This window comes from Streptomyces sp. NPDC059355 (assembly GCF_042752335.1).
Lineage (GTDB): Bacteria > Actinomycetota > Actinomycetes > Streptomycetales > Streptomycetaceae > Streptomyces.
This window is the reverse complement of sequence record NZ_JBHYXN010000061.1, coordinates 1-18,763: the sequence shown is the minus strand read 5'-3', so window position 1 is coordinate 18,763 and position 18,763 is coordinate 1. Positions and strand designations below refer to the sequence as shown.

Below are 18,763 nucleotides of genomic sequence, written 5' to 3'. Positions count from 1 at the left end.
CAGCGCGCCCTTCAAGAGTAACCGCCCGGACCCACCCAAAGCCTTCAGACGTACGTCGTCCCAGCTCAGCGGGGTTGCCCTGGTGAACCGCCCGTCGGCCGGAAGCCGCGGAGCCCGGTTTCAGCCGGTGCCGACGAAGGCGGCGAGCAGCAGCCACACGACCGGGGCGGTCGGCAGCAGGGAGTCGAGGCGGTCCATGATGCCGCCGTGGCCCGGGAGCAGCGTGCCCATGTCCTTGATGCCCAGGTCCCGCTTGATCATCGACTCGCCGAGGTCGCCGAGCGTGGCGCTGACCGCGACCGCGAGACCGAGCAGCAGGCCCTGCCACCAGACGCCGCCGTCGATCAGGAACTCCATGCACAGCGCGCCGGCCGCCATCGCGAAGGCCACCGCGCCAAACAGCCCCTCGCGGGTCTTGCCGGGGCTGATGCGCGGCGCCAGCTTGGTCTTGCCGAAGCGCCAGCCCACCGCGTAGGCACCGGTGTCACTGACCACGGTCAGCAGCAGGAAGGTGACCACGCGCTCCGGACCGTCGTCGGCGGTGAGCAGCATCGCGACGAAGGTGGCCAGGAAGGGCACGTAGAACGCCGCGAAAACGCCGGCCGTGACGTCCTTGAGGTAGTCCTCGGGCGGTTCGGTCATCCGCCAGACCAGGACCGCCAGCGCGGTCAGGGCCATGGCCACCCAGGCGCCCTCGGCACCCCGGACGTATCCGGCGATGACCATGGCGGCGCCGCCGACCGCGAGCGGGACGAGCGGTGCCTTGATGCCCTTCTTCTCCTGGAGCCGGGAGGTGAGCTCCCACAGGCCCACGACGACGGCGACGACGATGACGCCGACGAAGACCGCCTTGACGATGAACAGCGAAGCGAAGATCACCGCACCGAGGCCGACACCGACCCCTATGGCGGCACGCAGGTCTCGCCCGGCCCGCTTCTTCTGCGGCGGGGGCGGGGGGTCCTGCGGTGCCTGCGAGGGCGGGGGCGGGGGGCTGGGCATGGGCTCCTGCGGCGGCGTCTCGGCGCGGAACGGGGGGCCGCCTTCGGCGGCGGCCCCCCGATCGCGTGCTTCCCGGTCGTCGAAGTCACGGCCGGCGGCATCGGGCACGATGGGCATGGGCCGAGTGTGCGGGCCCACCAGCGCATCGTATGCGGGACCCGCCGGAACCGGCTCCGTGGCCCAGGGAGAGTCGTTCATCAGACCTCGAGGAGCTCGGCTTCCTTGTGCTTGAGCAGCTCGTCGACCTGCGCGACGTACTTCGCGGTGGTGTCGTCGAGCTCCTTCTCCGCGCGGCGCACCTCGTCCTCGCCGGACTCCTTGTCCTTGACGAGCTTGTCGAGGGAGTCCTTCGCCTTGCGGCGGACGGCGCGGATCGAGACCTTGGAGTCCTCGCCCTTGGTGCGCGCGACCTTGATGTACTCCTTGCGGCGGTCCTGCGTCAGCTCGGGGAAGGTCACCCGGATGATGTTGCCGTCGTTGCTGGGGTTGACGCCCAGGTCGGAGTCGCGGATGGCCTGCTCGATGTTGCGCAGGGCGCTCTTGTCGAACGGGGTCACGATCGCCATGCGCGGCTCGGGCACCGAGAAGGACGCGAGCTGGTTGATGGGCGTGATGGCACCGTAATAGTCCGCCACGATCTTGTTGAACATCGCCGGGTGCGCACGACCGGTGCGGATCGCCGCGAAGTCTTCCTTGGCGACGACGACGGCCTTCTCCATCTTCTCCTCGGCCTCGAGGAGGATTTCTTCGATCACCACGTGCTCCTGCATGTCAGATATGGATGGTTCAGGCGGGCGGGGCGGGCTCGGCCGAGCGGGGCCGGGCCCGGCGCCCGGACGCTCAGGCCCGGGTGCCCTGGTCGCTCACGAGCGTGCCGATCTTCTCACCCTTGACGGCGCGGGCGATATTGCCCGCGGCGAGCAGCTCGAAGACCAGGATCGGCAGCTTGTTGTCGCGGCACAGCGTGATGGCGGTGGCGTCGGCGACCTTGAGGTCGCGGGACAGCACCTCGCTGTACTCCAGCGCGTCGAACTTCACCGCGTCGGGGTTCTTCTTCGGGTCGGAGTCGTAGACCCCGTCGACACCGTTCTTGCCCATGAGCAGGGCCTCGGCGTCGATCTCCAGGGCCCGCTGGGCGGCCGTGGTGTCGGTGGAGAAGTACGGCATGCCCATGCCGGCGCCGAAGATCACGACGCGGCCCTTCTCCAGGTGCCGTACGGCGCGCAGCGGGATGTACGGCTCCGCGACCTGGCCCATGGTGATGGCGGTCTGCACGCGGGAGTCGATGCCTTCCTTCTCCAGGAAGTCCTGGAGGGCGAGGCAGTTCATGACCGTGCCCAGCATGCCCATGTAGTCGGACCGCGCACGGTCCATGCCGCGCTGCTGGAGTTCGGCGCCGCGGAAGAAGTTTCCGCCGCCGATCACGACGGCGATCTCCGCGCCGTCACGGACCACCGCGGCGATTTCGCGCGCGATGGCATGGACGACGTCGGGGTCGACGCCCAGTCCTCCACCACCGGAGAAGGCTTCGCCCGACAGCTTCAGCATGAAGCGGCGGCCCTTCTTGTCGTGGTCGCTCTTGTCGTCGGAAGCGGTGTGGGGGTCCACGCCCTGATTCATGGAGATCTCCTCGTACACATACGAAGAAGGCCATTGCCGGTGGGTCCTCGCGGTTCCCTCTACGGCAATGGCCTCCTCGTCAGATCTGCGGTCGTTCCGCGCGTACGCGGACGACTGCTTCAGACCCTATCGGGGTCCGGTGTCCGTCGTTGTAAGGACGGACTCAGATGCCGACCTTGATGCGCGAGAAACGCACCAGGGTGACACCGGCCTCGTCCAGAACCTTCTGGACGGACTTCTTCGCGTCCAGGGCGTAGGCCTGGCCGAGCAGCGTGTTGTCGCGGAAGAAGCCGTTGACACGACCCTCGACGATCTTCGGCAGGGCGGCCTCGGGCTTGCCCTCCGCGCGGGTGACCTCTTCGGCGACGCGGCGCTCGGACTCGACGACCTCGGCCGGGACGTCCTCGGCGGACAGCCACTTCGGCGCGAACGCGGCGATGTGCTGCGCGACGCCGCGGGCGACCTCGGCGTTCTCCTTGTCGAGCTCGACAAGGACACCGATCTGGAACGGCAGGTCGGGCATCGTACGGTGCATGTACGAGGTGACGTAACCGCCGGTGAACTGCGCGAAGCGGTCCAGGACGATCTTCTCGCCGAGGTTGGCGTTCGCCTCGTCCACGAAGGCCGTGACGGTCTTGCCCGGGGCGATCTCGGACGCGAGCAGCGCCTCGATGTCGGCCGGGGAGGTCGCGGCGACGTGCGCGGCCAGCTCGTTGGCGACGGCGAGGAACTTCTCGCCCTTCGCGACGAAGTCCGTCTCGCACTTCAGCTCGACGATGACACCGGAGGTGTTGTCGTCGGCGATGAGGGCGACGACGGCACCGTTCTCGGCAGAACGGCCCTCGCGCTTGGCGACGCCCTTCTGACCCTTGATACGGAGCGCCTCGACGGCCTTGTCGACGTCACCGTCGGAGTCGACCAGCGCGTTCTTGCAGTCCAGCATGCCGGCGCCGGTGAGCTCGCGGAGCTTCTTGACGTCAGCGGCGGTGTAGTTCGCCATGAGTCTGTGATTCTCTCTCGAAGTCGTAGATCTACGGGTGAACGGCGGAGGAGTCGCGCCCCAGGCGCGGCTCCCCCGCCGTCATCGTCCGTGCTGCGAGTGCCCGGCGGATGAACGCCGGGCTCTCTCAGAGGGTCAGGCCTGCTCGGCGTCGGCGGCCGGGGCCTCGACAGCCTCGGCGGCCGGGGCCTCGACAGCGGGGGCCTCGTCCGGGGCGGCCTCGGCAACGGGGGCCTCGGCCGGGGCGGCCTCGACGGCCTCGTCGGCGGAGTCCTTCTTCTCACCCTCGAGCAGGTCGCGCTCCCACTCGGCGAGCGGCTCGGCGGCGGCCTTCTCGCCCGGCTTCGAGTCACCGGTCGCAGCGCCGGAGCGGGCGATGAGGCCCTCGGCGACGGCGTCGGCGATCACGCGGGTGAGCAGGGTGACGGAGCGGATCGCGTCGTCGTTGCCCGGGATCTTGTAGTCGACCTCGTCGGGGTCGCAGTTGGTGTCGAGGATCGCGACCACGGGGATGTGCAGCTTGCGCGCCTCACCGACCGCGATGTGCTCCTTCTTGGTGTCGACGATCCAGACGGCGCTGGGAACCTTCGACATCTCGCGGATACCACCGAGGGTCTTCTCCAGCTTGATCTTCTCGCGGGAGAGGACCAGGAGCTCCTTCTTGGTGAGACCCGAGGCGGCGACGTCCTCGAAGTCGATCGCCTCAAGCTCCTTCAGACGCTGAAGGCGCTTGTAGACGGTGGAGAAGTTGGTGAGCATGCCACCCAGCCAGCGCTGGTTGACGTACGGCATACCAACGCGCGTCGCCTGCTCGGCGATGGCCTCCTGGGCCTGCTTCTTGGTACCGACGAACATGATGGAGCCGCCGTGGGCGACGGTCTCCTTGACGAACTCGTAGGCGCGGTCGATGTACGACAGCGACTGGAGCAGGTCGATGATGTAGATGCCGTTGCGCTCGGTGAAGATGAAGCGCTTCATCTTCGGGTTCCAGCGACGGGTCTGGTGACCGAAGTGGACGCCGCTTTCCAGCAGCTCCCGCATCGTTACGACGGCCATGGCCATCTCCTTGGTTTCTCGGTTTGGTTCCTGACGCCCCACCGCGCCCTGCCCCCGACGAAGGGGACCGAGAGACGCTTTCACCCGGCCTGAGCGGCTGGTGCTGGGGCGTGCGAAGTCGACCCGGTGACCCGGATCGCCGTAAGAAGTGTACGGGACCGGGCGGTATGCCAGGTGACGCCGTTGTCCACACCCGGCCGGTTGTCCACAGGCCCGCTCACGCCGCGCGACGCGGCGTCAACCTGGACGGCATGACGACACTGCTGCTCACCCTGCTCCTGACCCTGGCCCAGGCGCTCTCCCCGGGGGCCCGGCCGCTCCCGCCGCCCCTGGTGGTGGCCCGCTGGTGGGACCCGCCCCCGACCCCGTACGCGGCGGGACACCGCGGGGTGGACCTGGCCGCCCCGGTGGGCGCCGAGCTCAGGACGGTGGGCCCGGGACGGGTCCACCACGCGGGCCCGGTGGCCGGGCGCGGGGTCCTGTCCCTGACCCTCCCGGGCGGCCTGCGCACCACGTACGAACCGGTCCGGCCGCTGGTCACGGAGGGCGAGGAGGTCACGACGGGCCAGGTGGTGGCGGTCCTCACGGAGGGCACGCACTGCGCCGGCCCGTGCCTCCACTGGGGCCTCCTCTCGGGCACGACGTACCTGAACCCCCTGGCCCTCCTGCCCCGCCCGACACCCAGACTGCTGCCGGACTCAGCCGCGTACGCCCCGTAGGGCCATGGCCACGGCGGCTTCGGTGACCACACCGGGATCTTCGGCGGCGCCCAGCTCGATGCGCCGCACGGCCGCGTCGACGACCCCCTGCAGCAGCATCGCCGCGAGCCGGGGCTGCTCGTGCCCGAGGGCAGCCAGCGCCTCCACGATCATCGCCACGAGCCCCCCGTGCGCGGCACGGATCTTCTCCCGCGCCCCCGCGTCCAGCTCACTGGCCGAGATCGCGACCACCGCACGGTGGCGTCGGTCCCCGACCAGCCCCAGCTGGCTCCGCACGTAGGCCTCCACCTTGGCCTCCGGCGCATCGGCCTGCTCCATGGCCGCCTCGATCTCGGCGGCCCACACGGGGAAGTCCACCGCGCACAGCTCTTCGACCACGGCCGCGCGGGAGCGGAAGTATTCGTACACGGAGGACCGGGCGAGGCCGGTGCGCTCCGCGAGGGCGGGGAAGGTCAGCGCTTCCGTCCCGCCTTCGGACAGCAGGGAACGCGCGGCGTCCAGCAGGGCGCCGCGCTGCATCGACCGGTGCTCGGCCACGGAGGCCGCTCGAATCCTGGGCACGCCTCCACTCTACGGAGGTGCCGCAAGCTCATCGCCCGACATCCGCCAGCTTGGCCCGCAGTTGGAGCACGGACTTGGTGTGGATCTGGCTCACCCGGCTCTCGGTGACGCCCAGTACGTTGCCGATCTCGGCCAGCGTGAGGCCCTCGTAGTAGTACAGCGTGACGACGGTCTTCTCGCGTTCCGGCAGGGTGTTGATCGCCTTGGCCAGGAGCCTGCGCAGCTCGCGGTCCTCGGCCACCTCGACCGGGTTGTCGGCGGCGGTGTCCTCCAGGGTGTCCATCAGCGAGAGGCGGTCGCCGCCCTCGCCGCCCGCGTGCAGCAGCTCCTCCAGGGCGACCACGTTGGCCAGCGACAACTGGCTGAAAACGGCGTGGAGTTCCTCCACTGCGATGCCCATCTCGCCGGCCACCTCGTGCTCGGTGGGGGTGCGGCGCAGCTGGGCTTCGAGGACGGCGTAGGCCCGCTCCACGGACTTCGCCTTCTGCCGGACCGAGCGCGGGATCCAGTCCAGGGCGCGCAGCTCGTCGATCATCGCGCCCCGGATGCGGGTGATCGCGTACGTCTCGAACTTGATGGACCGGTCGATGTCGAACTTCTCGATGGCGTCGATCAGCCCGAAGACCCCGGAGGAGACGAAGTCGGCCTGCTCCACGTTGGGCGGCAGGCCCACGCTGACCCGGCCGGCGACGTACTTCACCAGGGGCGAGTAGTGCAGGATCAGCTGCTCCCGCAGCCGCTCGTCGCCGCTCTCCTTGTACGAGCGCCACAGCACCTCGAGGGACGAGGGCGCGGTGGTCCGCACGCTGCCGCGGGCAGCGGGGGGCACCGCAGCGCGGTCAGACCCTGAGGTGTGCTGGGGCATGCTTCGCCTTTGCCGGAGCCGGATTCCTTGGGAGCGTAGCGTGACGGAAGTGTCGCGGTGCGCGAAGAGTACGGGATCGCGCATGGGCACCGGGGCGTCCGGACTCGCGCGGGCGACCCGGGACCGGCGCCTGGCGCTCGGTCCCGGCGACTGCCACCGGGAAGACCGCGTCTCTCATCGGCTTCACTCTTTCACCGGAACACCCCAGGTCAACCACCGCCTCGCCGGGTGCCACCGGTTTGTGTGCCTCCCTCAGGAGTTCTCCTGGTCAACTGCCAGCCCTCGCCCTGCCGTTCGACGAACCCCAGAGAGTGAAGTTCGTACAGTCTGCCGATGACTTCATCGGTTCCGGTGCCTGCGGCGAGTGCCACTTCCTCCGCGTGCGCGAGGCGGCCGGCCGGGAGTGCTTCGAGCACACGGGCGGTGTCCCGGTGCAGCAGGTCCCGGGCGAGCACCGGGCCGCGCCGCTCGGGAGCCAGCTCGCCCATGCCGCCGACGAGCTCGACCACTTCCGCGGCGTCCGTGACGAGCACGGCCTCGCCGCGCAGCAGTTCGTGCACCCCTCCCGAGAGCCCGCTGGTGGCCGGGCCGGGGACGCCCATGGTGAACCGTCCGAGCCGCTGGGCCCGCCGGGCCGTGACCAGGGAGCCGCTGCGGTGGGCCGCCTCGACCACCACGGTGCCGCGGGTCAGCGCGGCGATGACCCGGTTGCGCTGCACGAACCGGCTCTGGGTCGGGTGGCTGCCGGGCGGCAGCTCCCCCAGGACGAGCCCCTGCGCGGCGATCCGGCCGAGCAGCTCGGCGTGCCCGCGCGGGTAGGCGACGTCCACCCCGCAGGCGAGCACCGCGGCGGTGGCCCCGCCCGAGGCGAGGGCCCCTCGATGAGCCGCGCCGTCGACCCCGTACGCGGCCCCGGAGACCACCACCCAGCCCCGCTCGGCGAGGCCGGCGGCCAAGGTCTGGGCCATGTGCGCGCCGTACGGGGTGCAGGCCCGGGCCCCGACCAGGGCGACGGAGCGCAGCGCCCAGGTCCGCAGGTCCGCTCTGCCCCGCAGCCAGAGCCCGACGGGCCGGGCGTCGCCGAGGTCGTCGAGCTGGGTCGGCCACTGCGGGGAGCCGGGGCAGATGAACCGGCCGCCACCGCGGGCGGCGGCCGCCAGGTCCCGCCGGGGGTCGGCGAGCGCGGCCCGACTGCGGTAGCCCGCGAGCCGCTGCTCCCCCACCCCGGCCAGACCCGCCGCCGCGCTCTGCGGCCCGGTCAGCAGCCGTATCAGCCCGGGTGCGCCGTGCTCGCGCAACCACCGCCCGCCGATCTCGTCGCCGGGCTCCAGCACCCGGGTCAGGGCGGCCCGCGCCAGCAACTCCGGATCAGGCTCGGCGGCCGTGCCCGGCCAGGTACCCGGATCGGACCCGTCAGCCGAATCGGGCTTGCCCGGCGGTTCGGCCGTGTGGGCCGGCCAAGGCCCTCCGAACGGACCGGGACCGCGCGCCGGCGCGGCGCCGCCGGCCTGTCCGGCCTGTCCGGCCCGGACGCCCGGATCGGAACCGGCCGCCCGCCCGGGACCGTCGGTCTGCCACGGTCCGTCAGGAGGTCCGGTCCGCTGCGGGGCGGTCACGGCCCGACCTCCATCGCCAGGGCCGCGCCACGGGCGATGCCGGTGCGCAGTTCGAGGGCCACGGCCACGTCCAAGGGCTCGGGGCGGTCCCGGCCGCGCAGGTCGGCCACGGTCCAGGCGACCCGCAGCACCCGGTCCAGCCCGCGGGCGGTGAGCAGCCCGCGCTCCAGGTCACGCTCGGCCTGGGCCAGCGCCCCCGGGGCCGCCTGCCACCGGGTGCGCAGCTCATGCCCCGGCACCTCGGCGTTGAGCCGCCACGGCGTGTCGGCGAGCCTCACCGCGGCGCGGTCCCTGGCCTCCCGCACCCGGTCGGCGACGACAGCCGTGGACTCCCCGCGGCCTCCGCGCCCCAGCAGGTCGCAGCGGGTGACCGGCTCGACCTCCACCCGCAGGTCCACCCGGTCCAGGAGCGGCCCGGACAGCCTGGCCTGGTAGCGGCGGATCACCGAGGCGGGGCATTCGCAGCCGGCCCCGAGCAGGGTGTGCCGCCCGCACGGGCAGGGGTTCGCCGCGAGCACCATCTGGAACCTGGCCGGCAGCCGCACCACCCCGGCGGCCCGGGCGATGACCACGTGCCCCGATTCCAGGGGCTGGCGCAGCGCGTCCAGCGCCTTCGTGCTGAACTCGGCGGCCTCGTCGAGGAACAGCACCCCCCGGTGCGCCAGGGAGACGGCCCCGGGCCGCGGCACCCCCGCTCCGCCGCCGACCAGGGACTGCATCGTCGCCGAATGGTGGGGCGCGCAGTACGGGGGCCGGGCGACCAGCGGTTCCCCGGGCGGCAGCACCCCCGCGACCGAGTGCACGGCCGTGACCTCCAGGGAGTCCTGCCGGCACAGCGGCGGCAGGATCCAGGGGATCCGCTCGGCCAGCATCGTCTTGCCGGCTCCCGGGGGTCCGCTGAGGAAGAGGTGGTGGCCCCCGGAGGCCGCCACCTCCAGGGCCCGGCGGGCACCGTGCTGCCCGGCGACATCGGAGAGGTCGGGGAAGTCCGGGGTCTCTCCCTCCCCGGCCCGGCCCCCGCCTCGGGAGATCCCGGTGCCGATCCCCGCGCCCGGGACCACCAGCCCGGCCAGCATCGGATCGGGCCGCCCCGGCGAATCCGGTGGTTCCTCCTCGGGGACCTCCCCGTCGGTGAGGACCGCGATCAGCTGGCGCAGGCTGCGCACGCCGAGCACGCTGACATCGGGGACGAGCATGGCCTCGGCGGCGCACTGCTGCGGCACGACCACGTTCCGGTACCCGGCTTCGGCAGCCGCGAGCACCGCCGGCAGGATGCCCCGCACCGGCCGCACGCGGCCGTCCAGCCCCAGCTCCCCGATCAGCACCAGATCGGCGATGGCCGCGGGGTCGACCAGCTCGGCGGCGCCCAGCACGGAGGCGGCGACGGCCAGGTCGAACCCCGCGCCCGATTTCGGTACGGAGGCCGGGCTGAGCCCGACCGTGAGCTTCTTCTGCGGCCAGGTCGCGCCCGAGTTCACGATGGCGGCCCGCACCCGGTCCCGGCTCTCGGTCAGGGTCTTGTCGGGCAGCCCCACCAGGGTGAAGGCGGCGAGCCCGGGCTCCAGATCGGCCTGGACCTCCACCACCACGCCGTCGACGCCGACCAGGGCCACCGAGCAGGCTCGTGCGAACCCCATCACGCTACCCCCCGGACGTGCTCCACGACGGGCGCGCCGCGCCGCGGCAGCAGGACTCCCACGAGGTCGATGCGCACCCCGCCCGCGGGCGGTCCTCCGTGGTCGGCGAGCCAGCGCCCGGCGAGCCGCCGCAACCGCTCGGCCTTGCCGGGGCGGACGGCGGCCATGGGGTGTTCGAACTCCCCCGCCCTGCGTGTCTTGACCTCGCACACGACGAGGGCGTCCCCGTCCCGCGCGACGATGTCGATCTCCCCGCTGCGGCACCGCCAGTTGCGGGCGATCACCGTCATCCCGGCCTCGGCCAGCCGCCGCGCCGCGAGCTCCTCGCCGTACCGCCCCAATGCCTGCCGTGCCACGCCGTTCGCGTTCATCGGGCACCACCTCCGCCCCCGACGATCCCGCGGTCCCGCCCACCCCGTGGATCTTGGTGGACAGCGGGGGCATTGTGGACAACCCCCTCACCCCTGAGGGTGAACCCGGGGAGGCGGGGGCGATCGGCGCGAGAGCGCGCGCAGGTGGTGAAGGGCCGGGCGTCAGCTGCCCGGCAGCTCGAGATCGCTCTTGTTGAGCTCCTCGATGTTCACGTCCTTGAAGGTCAGCACCCGCACCTGCTTCACGAAGCGGGCCGGCCGGTACATGTCCCACACCCAGGCGTCGGCCATCGTGACCTCGAAGAACACCTCCCCCTGGACCGAGTGCACCTGCATCTCGTAGTCGTTCGTGAGGTAGAAACGACGTTCGGTCTCGATCACGTACTTGAACAGCCCGACGACGTCGCGGTACTCGCGATAGAGCTTCAGCTCCATCTCGGTCTCGTACTTCTCGAGGTCCTCGGCGCTCATGGCATGTTCCCCTTCAGCCGTGCGTCCCCCTATTGTGCGCCAGGCCCCTGCGCCCCTAAACGATTTCCGGGGCCAGGACCACCGGCGCACCCGGGGGACCGTCGTCGAGCAGCGTACGGAGCAGCTCGGCGAGTCTGGTCGGGTACACCGTCTCATGGGCCGAGAGAAGTTCCCCGGAGGTCCACCACCTGGCACCGCTGACGCTGCGTCGCTCCAGCTCGGTGAGGCCGCCCAGCTCGGTCCGCGTCCGCTCGGTCCGGGCCAGGTAGTACCACTCGTCCTGCTCCCAGCGCCGCCCGTCGAACGGGAACGAGCAGTACCGCTGCCACAGCACCGGCCCCAGATCCACCTCTGTGATCCCCGTCTCCTCGGCGAGCTCCCTCAGCGCGGCCTGCTCCCGGGTCTCGTCGCCTTCGAGTCCGCCGCCCGGGGTGAACCACCAATGGTCCGCGGGATTGTCCGGTTCGAAGCCGTGGAGCAGCAGGATCCGGTCGGCGGGGTCCAGCAGGATCACCCGGGACACCTTGCGCGGGCCCTCCCCGGCGGCCTCGTCAGCGGGCACCGGCCGGCTCCCGCCGCTGCCCGCGCCGCAGGACCCGTACGAGGGGCCCGTACGCGGCCCCCAGCAGCACCAGGGCGGCTCCGGCGACCACAACGGCCGCTTGGAGGCGCAGCGGCCCCGGCCGCGAGGTCCCTCCGGGAAGGGAGGCGTAGGTGGCGGGCCGCTCCAGCATCTTCACCGTGGGCCAGGCGAGGGCGTCGACCCGGGCCTGGACCGCGGACCGGGGCACGGTGCCCTGGCCGGCCTCCTGGAGGTGGGACCGGGAGTCAAGGGAGGCGGCGCGCTGGTCGCCCAGCAGGAAGAGGTTGCCCTCGGGCACCGTGACCTCGAAGGGAATGTCGGAGGCCGGCACGGCGGCGCTGCTCGCGGCCGCCCCCTCGGGCAGGGCGTGCTCGAGGTACGGCTCGTCGAGCTCCTTGCCGTTCACGGTGAGGCGGCCGCCCGCCCCGCAGCACTTCACGGTGTCGCCGCCGATGGCCACGACCCGCTTGACCATGGGCGTGTCGCTCCAGGTGTGGTCGGTGAACACCACCACGTCGCCGCGCCGCACCTGACCGCCGTCGATCCGCTGCGCGATCACGCGGTCCCCGGGGTTCACCGTCGGCATCATCGAGTCGGTCGGCACCGTGTACGGCCGGTAGGTGAAGGCCCCCCAGGCGAATGCGCCCAGGAAGAGCACAAAGCCGACGGCCACGGCGACTCCCGACAGCACATTGCCGAGACCGCCGCGGCCGTCCTTGCCACCGCGTGTTCCTCCGGTACCGCGTATGCCCTCGGTACCGCTTGTCTGCGTTTTCAGCGTTTCGCCCATTGCAGCGCCCCCACAGTTCCGGGATCGACGACCTGGGCGGCACCCTACCTGCCGGTAGTCCCGCTGGTCAGCTTCCGCCGGCGCCACATCACGACCGGAACCGCTCCGACGAGGCCCAGCGCGGCCGGACCGAGCCCGACGGGCGCCAGCCCGGCGGCCCCGAGGCCCATCGCCGTCGCCTTGGCCTGGTTCCCGATGCCCGGCTGGTCGAAGGTGTCCGGGATGGGCAGGGTCGCCCACCGGGTGATCGGCCAGGCCACGACCACGGCCCGACCGACGACCTTGTCGACCGGCACGAAGCCCTGGGTGGAGTCCTGCATGTGGTAGCGGGAGTCCTGCGAGTTCTGCCGGTGGTCGCCCATCACCCAGATCTTGCCCTTGGGCACCGTGATCGGACCGAACGGGGCGTCGTCGCACGGGGTGTTGCCCGGGTAGATGTACGGCTCGTCGAGCTCCTTGCCGTTGACGACGACCGGTCCGCCCTTCTTGCACTCGACCGTGTCACCACCGATGGCGATGGTCCGCTTGATCAGGTCCTTCTCGTCCGCGGAGGGCATCAGGCCGATCTTGCTGAGGATCGTCTGCGCGAAGTTGGGCTCCGGGGTGGGCTCCCCCGCCAGCCAGCTCGCGGGGTCGTGGAAGACCACGACCTCGCCGCGCTCGGGCTCCGAGCCGAACCACGGGGTCAGCTTGTCCACGAGGACCCGGTCGCCGCGCTGCAGGGTGTTCTGCATCGAGTCGGACGGGATCGAGAACGCCTGCACCAGGAAGGTCTTGATCAGCAGGGCGAGCAGCAGGGCGATGCCGATGAGGAGCGGGAGCTCCTTCCAGAACGAGCGGTGCGGGCGCGCCTCGGCACCACCGTCCTCGGCCTCGCGCTCGGCATCGTCCGGCCGCTCCTCGCCTTCGTCGCGTCCGGATCGCGCGCCTACCGCCACATCCCCCACATCCACTCCTCACTCGCAGATCGCCGCCCGCACCGAACCAGGCACGGGCCCTCCCCTCCCTTAACGAGCGGGAGTTCCCTAAGGCGCGGGAGACCGAGGACACACTATGCGAACGGCGGGCCCCGTCGGCGCCCACGGCGGCCGCGTCGCCCGCTCGGGGCCGGATCGGGGACCGAACGGAAGGTCGCGGGCTGTTCGAGCTTGCGCCAGTGGTCGAACGGCCAGGCGATGACGACCGCCTGCCCCACGACCCCGCCCTCGCCGATGGTGCCGTCGAAGGCCTCGTCGAGGTGGTAGCGGGAATCGGCCGAATTCGCCCGGTGGTCGCCCATCACGAAGAGCCGCCCCTTGGGCACCTGCACCTCGAACCGGATTTCGGAGGGTGCGTTGCCGGGGCTCACGTACGGCTCGTCGAGGGCCGTGCCGTTGACGGTGACGCGGCCCTTGGCGTCGCAGCACACGACGGTGTCGCCGCCGACGCCGATGACCCGCTTGATCAGATCCTGTTCGTCGGCGGAGGGCAGCAGGCCGATGAAGGTCAGCGTCTCCTTGATCTGCTTGACGCCCACGGGGTCCTCGGGCGGGCGCGCGGCCTCGCCCTTGAGCCAGCCGCCGGGGTCCTTGAACACGACGACGTCGCCGCGTTCGATCTTGGAGCCGAACCACGGGGTCAGCTTGTCGACCAGCACGCGGTCGCCGATCCGGATCGTCTGCTCCATGGATCCGGACGGGATGAAGAAGGCCTGCACGAGGAAGGTCTTGAGGACGAGCGCGATGCACAGCGCCGCGATGATCAGCAGCGGTACCTCGCCCACCCGGCGGGTACGCCTGCGCCGCTTGACCCGCCGGGCCAGCCGGCGCCGCGCCGCCCGGCCCCCGGTCTCGGCCGCGACGGGTTGCGCCTTGGCCCCTCGTCGCGACCCGGGCTCCCGCACCGGCCGCTCGGAAACCGCGGCGGGCTCGGGCTCCCGCCGGGGCTCGGGGCCGCCCGGAGTCTCGGGTGCACGCCAGAATTGGGGCGTGGGCCTGGGCGTGGGCGGGGGCTGGGGCGTCCGTCTCGGCTCGGACTCCGGCTCCGGCTCGGGGATCCGGCCGCCTCTCGAACGCCCCCGGCTACCCATGGCCGCCGCCGGAAGGCACGGTCGACGCGGGAGCCGCGGGAATGGACCCCCAGCGCGGGACAGGCCAGCCGATCCAGTCGGCCCGCCCGATCACCTTCTCCACCGGCACCATCCCCCCGCCCGGTTCCCCCAGGTGGTCCCGGGAGTCCCGGGACTGGGAACGATGATCACCCATGACCCACAGGGTCCCGAGGGGTACGACGATCCGGAAGGGCACCTTCGAGGGCCCGTCTCCCGGATATAGGTACGGCTCGTCCACCGGCACCCCGTTCACCTTGATCCGTCCGCCGCTGTCGCAGCACACCACGTCGTCACCGCCGACGCCCACGACCCGCTTCACGAAGTCGGTCTCTGACGGCTCTCCGATCCCGAGCGCGGAGGCCGCGCCGTGCACGGCCTCGCCGATCGGGTTGCCCTCGGCGCCCTCCCGTACGAAGGACCCCGTGCCGTCGAAGACCACCACGTCCCCGCGCTTCGGCTGGTCGCCGAAACGGTACGCCAGCTTGTTCACCAGCACCCGGTCCCCGACCCGCAGCGTCGGTTCCATCGACCGGCTCGGGATCAGGAAGGGCTGTACGACGAAATTGCTGAGCAGCAGCAGGAAGCCCGTGCAGAGCACGCCGAGCACGGCGGCCCCCCGCAACGTCAGGAAGGCCCGCCACCCGGGCAGCGCACGGCGCCCCCACAACGCAGAACGCGGCCGCCCCTCCCCCGGTTCGGGGGAGGGGTGGCCGCGCTGTGAGAGCTCTGCTTCGGTGTCCATCGAGGGCGAGCCTATCCGGCCGCCTCCGGGACCCGGAGAGGAGATCAGCGGTCGCGCTTCTCCTTGATCTTCGCGGCCTTGCCGCGGAGCTCACGGAGGAAGTACAGCTTGGCGCGACGGACGTCACCGCGGGTGACGAGCTCGATCTTCTCGAAGATCGGGGAGTTCACCGGGAAGGTGCGCTCGACGCCGACGCTGAAGGAAACCTTGCGAACGGTGAAGGTCTCGGAGACGCCAGAGCCCTGGCGACGGATGACAACACCCTTGAACTGCTGGATACGGGAGCGGTTGCCCTCGATGACGCGGACGTGCACGTTGATCGTGTCACCCGGGCGGAAGGCCGGGACGTCGGAGCGGATCGAGGCGGCGTTGACGCCATCGAGCAGGTGAGACATGTTCTTCGTCTGCTTTCTTCGCACGACGCCACAGGCCGCCGGTGCGGGTTTCCGGAGAGAATTCGGGAGCCGCGTCACTCGGCGGGCGACTGTCCCCCTGTGGCAGGGGCGCACGCGAGCACACAGCAGCCGCCTATTCTTCCACGGCCTCCGGCCTACGCCAAAATCGGCCGTCGGCGGCGGGCCGCCAGCCCAGGATGCTCAGGATCTCGCGGTCCTTCTTGTCGAAGGCGGAGGCCTCGCAGCGCTCGATCAGATCGGGGCGGTGCCGTGCGGTCCGGCGGAAGGCCTCGTCCCGGCGCCAGCGGGCGATCTTCCCGTGGTGGCCGCTGAGCAGCACGTCCGGGATGCCCCGGCCGCGCCACTCCGGGGGCTTCGTGTAGACCGGCCCCTCCAGCAGGTTCGCCATCTCGCCGGGCGCGAAGGAGTCGTCGCGGTGCGATTCGGCGTTGCCGAGGACGCCGGGCAGCAGCCGGGCCACGGCCTCGGTGACCACCAGGACGGCGGCCTCGCCGCCCGCCAGCACGTAGTCGCCGATGGAGACCTCGTAGACCGGCATGCGCGTGGCGTACTCGTCCATGACCCGGCGGTCGATGCCCTCGTACCGGGCCGGCGTGAAGATCAGCCAGGGCCGCTCGGAGAGCTCGACGGCCAGTTCCTGGGTGAACGGGCGGCCGCTGGGCGTGGGGACGACCATGACCGGCCCGTGCGCGCCGGACTCGTATCCGTCGGCCAGGGCCTCGTCGAGGGCCTCGCCCCAAGGATCGGTCTTCATGACCATGCCGGGACCGCCGCCGTACGGGGTGTCGTCGACCGTGTTGTGCCGGTCGTACGTCCAGTCCCGCAGGTCGTGGACGTGCACGTCGAGCTGCCCGCGGGCCCGCGCCTTGCCGACGAGGGAGACGTTCAGCGGCTCCAGGTACTCGGGGAAGATCGTGACGACGTCGAGACGCATCAGGCGTCGCCCTCGGGCTCGGCGTCCCGCGTGGAGACGATCTCGGCACGGTCGTCGATCAGCCCGGGCGGCGGCGTGATGACGCAGCGCTGCTCCTCCAGGTCGATCTCGGCGACGATCTCGCCGACGAAGGGGATCATCACCTCGGTGCCGTCGGGGCGCTCGACGATGAAGAGGTCCTGCGAGGGCAGGTGGGAGATCTCGGTGATCCGGCCGATCTCGGTGCCGTCCTCGAGCACGACGTCCAGGTCCATCAGCTGGTGGTCGTAGTACTCGTCTTCTTCCTCGGGGAGCTCGGCCGGGTCGACGTCGGCGATGAGCAGGATGTTGCGCAGCGCCTCGGCGCCGGTGCGGTCCTTGACGCCGGCGAAGCGGAGCATCAGCCTCCCGCTGTGCACGCGGCCCGTCTCGATGGTCAGCGGACCCGCCGACGCCGGTTCGGTCCGCAGGACGGCACCGGGCGAGAGCCGCAGCTCCGGCTCGTCGGTCCGCACCTCGACGGTGACCTCACCCTTGATCCCGTGGGCGCGGCCGATCCGCGCGACAACCAGCTCCACTTGTGTTTTCTCCTGTTCAGACGACGACGGGCCGGGGTGGGCACGAATGCCCTCCCCGGCCCGTGCCGGTGATTCACGTTCTCAATGAACCAAGTCTCAGCGGACCTGGTCCACGTCGACGAGGTCGACGCGGATCCCCCGGCCGCCGATGGCGCCCACGACGGTACGCAGGGCACGCGCGGTGCGGCCGTTGCGGCCGATCACCTTCCCGAGGTCGTCCGGGTGAACCCGGACCTCGAGCACCTGCCCGCGACGCAGGTTGCGCGAGGCGACCTGCACTTCGTCGGGGTTGTCCACAATGCCCTTCACGAGGTGCTCAAGAGCCTCCTCGAGCATGCTCAGGCCTCGGTCGACTCGGCGGCGGCCTCAGCCTCGTCCGCCTTCTTGTCGGCCTTCTTCGCCTTCTGCGTGATGGCCTCGCCCTTGGTCTCGCCGATGCCCTCGAGGGCCTTGGCGAACTCGTCGAAGGTGCGGCGCTTGCTCTCCTTCGTCTCCGGCTGCAGCAGCGGCGCGGGGGCCGGGAGGCCCTTGTGCGCCTGCCAGTCACCGGTGAGCTTCAGGATGGCGAGCACAGCCTCGGTGGGCTGGGCGCCGACCGACAGCCAGTACTGCGCACGCTCGGCGTTGACCTCGATGCGCGACGGGTTGTACGTCGGGTGGTAGATACCGATCTCTTCGATCGCGCGACCGTCCCGGCGGGTGCGGGCGTCGGCGACGACGATGCGGTAGTGCGGCTGGCGAATCTTGCCGAGGCGCTTGAGCTTGATCTTGACTGCCACTGGAGTGGTGTCTCCTGAACTTGACGTGGTTGGGCACATGAGATGCCACGTGGGGTTGCGGTACTCGGGTGCCCGATGGACGCGTCAGCCGGAGGAGAGAGGGGTCCTATGCGACTGTCGAGTACAGCTAGCCATTGTGCCACATGCCTGCGGCGCTTCTCGCGGGGAGTCGGCCGGGGTCAGGATGCCGCGGCCGAGACGGCCACCTCGGGGATGCGGAACGGCTTCATACAGCCGCCGCACACGATCGGCGCCTGCGCCAGCACGGAGGGGACCACCCGCACATTGCGCCCGCAGTCGCAGACCGCCTTGACGCGGACACCGCCACCCGAGGAGCCGTGCCGGGCGGCCGGGCCGCGGAAGCTGCGCTTGGTGTCGGCGGCCGTCGCGGCCGTGTGCGCCTTCAGCGCGCGCTGCAGCCGCTCCATGGTGGGGCGGTAGCGCTTCTTCGCCTCGGGATTGAGCGAGACCAGTGAGAAGCCGCTGCTCGCGTGCGGCTCGTCGGAGTGGTCCAGCCCCATCTCCTCGGCGATCGCGAGGAATCTGCGGTTGTGGTAGCGGCCTGCTCGCGAGGTGTCGCGCACTCCGCGGGCGGCGGCGATGCCGTGGACTGCCTCGTGCAGCAGTCGCTCGAAGGAGAGCTCGGCGCCGCAGGCGGACGAGGACTCTCCGATCAGGGACTCGGGCGCGGCAAGGTCAGGCAGCTCGGAGTGGTACCGCTGAATGTCGGCCCACGCCTGCGCCAGCTCTGCGGCGAGAACAGGTGGTGTCGTGCTCACGTCGTGACAACGAGCCGGGGTGCCCCGGTGTTCCGATTCCGGGCCATTCCAAATTTTTTGCACGTACCAGTCAGTTCAGTCTCATGCGTCCCGACGAGGACGGGTGCGCCGATCCCAGGAGGAGTCGGTACGTAACGTCGACCAAAAAGGCCGGTCCCGGCGCACGGCTCGTGCCGTGC

General features: G+C 71.2%; 23 protein-coding genes. 1 reads left to right on the top strand and 22 read right to left on the bottom strand.

Going from position 1 to position 18,763, the window contains the following annotated elements; all coding sequences use genetic code 11:
- Positions 1–120: 120 nt before the first annotated feature.
- From ACFXGI_RS35535 to rpsB, 5 genes are all read right to left on the bottom strand, one after another.
- Entirely contained in the window at positions 121–1,197 is a 1,077-nt protein-coding gene (locus ACFXGI_RS35535; protein ID WP_384716115.1) for a phosphatidate cytidylyltransferase, read from the bottom strand.
- A complete protein-coding gene (gene frr / locus ACFXGI_RS35530; protein WP_384716112.1) occupies positions 1,197–1,754 on the bottom strand; it encodes a ribosome recycling factor in 558 nt (185 codons plus the stop codon). Before frr ends, ACFXGI_RS35535 begins: the two co-directional genes overlap by 1 nt.
- Before the next feature lie 85 nt (positions 1,755–1,839).
- Positions 1,840–2,619 carry a UMP kinase gene (gene pyrH / locus ACFXGI_RS35525; protein WP_365956814.1) on the bottom strand — a complete coding sequence of 260 codons (780 nt, stop codon included), beginning with the start codon at positions 2,617–2,619 and terminating at the stop codon, positions 1,840–1,842.
- A 163-nt stretch (positions 2,620–2,782) separates the two neighbouring features.
- On the bottom strand, positions 2,783–3,619 hold the full coding sequence (gene tsf, locus ACFXGI_RS35520) for a translation elongation factor Ts (RefSeq protein ID WP_384716108.1): 837 nt from the start codon (positions 3,617–3,619) through the stop codon (positions 2,783–2,785).
- A gap of 135 nt (positions 3,620–3,754) precedes the next feature.
- Positions 3,755–4,675 carry a 30S ribosomal protein S2 gene (rpsB, locus tag ACFXGI_RS35515; protein WP_384716105.1) on the bottom strand — a complete coding sequence of 307 codons (921 nt, stop codon included), beginning with the start codon at positions 4,673–4,675 and terminating at the stop codon, positions 3,755–3,757.
- Between the two features lie 251 nt (positions 4,676–4,926).
- On the opposite strand from rpsB, the gene ACFXGI_RS35510 reads away from it, so the two are divergent.
- On the top strand, positions 4,927–5,394 hold the full coding sequence (locus ACFXGI_RS35510) for a M23 family metallopeptidase (RefSeq protein WP_384716102.1): 468 nt from the start codon (positions 4,927–4,929) through the stop codon (positions 5,392–5,394).
- Here the strand turns inward: ACFXGI_RS35510 and ACFXGI_RS35505 are convergent.
- From ACFXGI_RS35505 to ACFXGI_RS35425, 17 genes are all read right to left on the bottom strand, one after another.
- Positions 5,374–5,931 carry a TetR/AcrR family transcriptional regulator gene (locus tag ACFXGI_RS35505; protein WP_384716175.1) on the bottom strand — a complete coding sequence of 186 codons (558 nt, stop codon included), beginning with the start codon at positions 5,929–5,931 and terminating at the stop codon, positions 5,374–5,376. The two genes, ACFXGI_RS35510 and ACFXGI_RS35505, sit on opposite strands and share 21 nt — an antisense overlap.
- 52 nt (positions 5,932–5,983) lie before the next feature.
- Entirely contained in the window at positions 5,984–6,820 is an 837-nt protein-coding gene (gene whiG, locus ACFXGI_RS35500) for an RNA polymerase sigma factor WhiG (RefSeq protein WP_384716099.1), read from the bottom strand.
- A gap of 209 nt (positions 6,821–7,029) precedes the next feature.
- Positions 7,030–8,181 (bottom strand): DNA-processing protein DprA, encoded by a 1,152-nt coding sequence (gene dprA / locus ACFXGI_RS35495; RefSeq protein WP_384716172.1) that lies wholly within the window; start codon positions 8,179–8,181, stop codon positions 7,030–7,032.
- Between the two features lie 251 nt (positions 8,182–8,432).
- Entirely contained in the window at positions 8,433–10,073 is a 1,641-nt protein-coding gene (locus tag ACFXGI_RS35490; protein WP_384716096.1) for a YifB family Mg chelatase-like AAA ATPase, read from the bottom strand.
- The gene (locus ACFXGI_RS35485) at positions 10,073–10,444 is read right to left on the bottom strand and encodes a YraN family protein (RefSeq protein ID WP_384716093.1); all 372 of its coding nucleotides are present in this window, start codon (positions 10,442–10,444) and stop codon (positions 10,073–10,075) included. The genes ACFXGI_RS35490 and ACFXGI_RS35485 overlap by 1 nt, the downstream gene beginning before the upstream one ends.
- Before the next feature lie 162 nt (positions 10,445–10,606).
- Positions 10,607–10,915: a DUF2469 domain-containing protein gene (locus ACFXGI_RS35480; RefSeq protein WP_006139554.1), complete on the bottom strand. Its 309-nt coding sequence runs from the start codon at positions 10,913–10,915 to the stop codon at positions 10,607–10,609.
- A gap of 55 nt (positions 10,916–10,970) precedes the next feature.
- Positions 10,971–11,477, bottom strand: a complete 507-nt coding sequence (locus ACFXGI_RS35475; RefSeq protein WP_384716090.1) for an NUDIX hydrolase — start codon at positions 11,475–11,477, stop codon at positions 10,971–10,973.
- Complete coding sequence (gene lepB, locus ACFXGI_RS35470) at positions 11,467–12,288, bottom strand: signal peptidase I (RefSeq protein WP_384716087.1); 822 nt, start codon at positions 12,286–12,288, stop codon at positions 11,467–11,469. The genes ACFXGI_RS35475 and lepB (ACFXGI_RS35470) overlap by 11 nt, the downstream gene beginning before the upstream one ends.
- Before the next feature lie 44 nt (positions 12,289–12,332).
- Complete coding sequence (lepB, locus tag ACFXGI_RS35465; RefSeq protein WP_384716169.1) at positions 12,333–13,226, bottom strand: signal peptidase I; 894 nt, start codon at positions 13,224–13,226, stop codon at positions 12,333–12,335.
- A 113-nt stretch (positions 13,227–13,339) separates the two neighbouring features.
- A complete protein-coding gene (gene lepB / locus ACFXGI_RS35460; protein WP_384716084.1) occupies positions 13,340–14,170 on the bottom strand; it encodes a signal peptidase I in 831 nt (276 codons plus the stop codon).
- A gap of 178 nt (positions 14,171–14,348) precedes the next feature.
- Positions 14,349–15,119: a signal peptidase I gene (gene lepB / locus ACFXGI_RS35455; RefSeq protein WP_384716081.1), complete on the bottom strand. Its 771-nt coding sequence runs from the start codon at positions 15,117–15,119 to the stop codon at positions 14,349–14,351.
- Positions 15,120–15,163: 44 nt separating this feature from the next.
- Positions 15,164–15,514, bottom strand: a complete 351-nt coding sequence (rplS, locus tag ACFXGI_RS35450; RefSeq protein ID WP_008737520.1) for a 50S ribosomal protein L19 — start codon at positions 15,512–15,514, stop codon at positions 15,164–15,166.
- 133 nt (positions 15,515–15,647) lie between these two features.
- Positions 15,648–16,469, bottom strand: coding sequence for a tRNA (guanosine(37)-N1)-methyltransferase TrmD (trmD, locus tag ACFXGI_RS35445; RefSeq protein WP_384716077.1), 822 nt, complete (start codon positions 16,467–16,469; stop codon positions 15,648–15,650).
- The gene (gene rimM, locus ACFXGI_RS35440; protein ID WP_030859857.1) at positions 16,469–17,026 is read right to left on the bottom strand and encodes a ribosome maturation factor RimM; all 558 of its coding nucleotides are present in this window, start codon (positions 17,024–17,026) and stop codon (positions 16,469–16,471) included. The genes trmD and rimM overlap by 1 nt, the downstream gene beginning before the upstream one ends.
- A 96-nt stretch (positions 17,027–17,122) precedes the next feature.
- Positions 17,123–17,362 (bottom strand): RNA-binding protein, encoded by a 240-nt coding sequence (locus ACFXGI_RS35435; RefSeq protein ID WP_030011889.1) that lies wholly within the window; start codon positions 17,360–17,362, stop codon positions 17,123–17,125.
- 2 nt (positions 17,363–17,364) lie between these two features.
- Positions 17,365–17,805 carry a 30S ribosomal protein S16 gene (rpsP, locus tag ACFXGI_RS35430; RefSeq protein WP_281206312.1) on the bottom strand — a complete coding sequence of 147 codons (441 nt, stop codon included), beginning with the start codon at positions 17,803–17,805 and terminating at the stop codon, positions 17,365–17,367.
- Between the two features lie 179 nt (positions 17,806–17,984).
- Positions 17,985–18,584: a hypothetical protein gene (locus ACFXGI_RS35425; RefSeq protein WP_030162459.1), complete on the bottom strand. Its 600-nt coding sequence runs from the start codon at positions 18,582–18,584 to the stop codon at positions 17,985–17,987.
- Positions 18,585–18,763: the final 179 nt, after the last annotated feature.

Excerpts from the sequence above, each read along its gene's own strand:
- ACFXGI_RS35510 (WP_384716102.1), top strand. The coding sequence starts at position 4,927 with ATGACGACACTGCTGCTCACCCTGCTCCTGACCCTGGCCCAGGCGCTC.
- whiG (WP_384716099.1), bottom strand. The coding sequence starts at position 6,820 with ATGCCCCAGCACACCTCAGGGTCTGACCGCGCTGCGGTGCCCCCCGCT.
- ACFXGI_RS35435 (WP_030011889.1), bottom strand. The coding sequence starts at position 17,362 with ATGCTCGAGGAGGCTCTTGAGCACCTCGTGAAGGGCATTGTGGACAAC.
- ACFXGI_RS35480 (WP_006139554.1), bottom strand. The coding sequence starts at position 10,915 with ATGAGCGCCGAGGACCTCGAGAAGTACGAGACCGAGATGGAGCTGAAG.
- ACFXGI_RS35485 (WP_384716093.1), bottom strand. The coding sequence starts at position 10,444 with ATGAACGCGAACGGCGTGGCACGGCAGGCATTGGGGCGGTACGGCGAG.
- trmD (WP_384716077.1), bottom strand. The coding sequence starts at position 16,469 with ATGCGTCTCGACGTCGTCACGATCTTCCCCGAGTACCTGGAGCCGCTG.
- lepB (WP_384716081.1), bottom strand. The coding sequence starts at position 15,119 with ATGGACACCGAAGCAGAGCTCTCACAGCGCGGCCACCCCTCCCCCGAA.
- rpsB (WP_384716105.1), bottom strand. The coding sequence starts at position 4,675 with ATGGCCGTCGTAACGATGCGGGAGCTGCTGGAAAGCGGCGTCCACTTC.
- rplS (WP_008737520.1), bottom strand. The coding sequence starts at position 15,514 with ATGTCTCACCTGCTCGATGGCGTCAACGCCGCCTCGATCCGCTCCGAC.
- lepB (WP_384716087.1), bottom strand. The coding sequence starts at position 12,288 with ATGGGCGAAACGCTGAAAACGCAGACAAGCGGTACCGAGGGCATACGC.
- ACFXGI_RS35490 (WP_384716096.1), bottom strand. The coding sequence starts at position 10,073 with ATGGGGTTCGCACGAGCCTGCTCGGTGGCCCTGGTCGGCGTCGACGGC.
- tsf (WP_384716108.1), bottom strand. The coding sequence starts at position 3,619 with ATGGCGAACTACACCGCCGCTGACGTCAAGAAGCTCCGCGAGCTCACC.
- pyrH (WP_365956814.1), bottom strand. The coding sequence starts at position 2,619 with ATGAATCAGGGCGTGGACCCCCACACCGCTTCCGACGACAAGAGCGAC.
- ACFXGI_RS35535 (WP_384716115.1), bottom strand. The coding sequence starts at position 1,197 with ATGAACGACTCTCCCTGGGCCACGGAGCCGGTTCCGGCGGGTCCCGCA.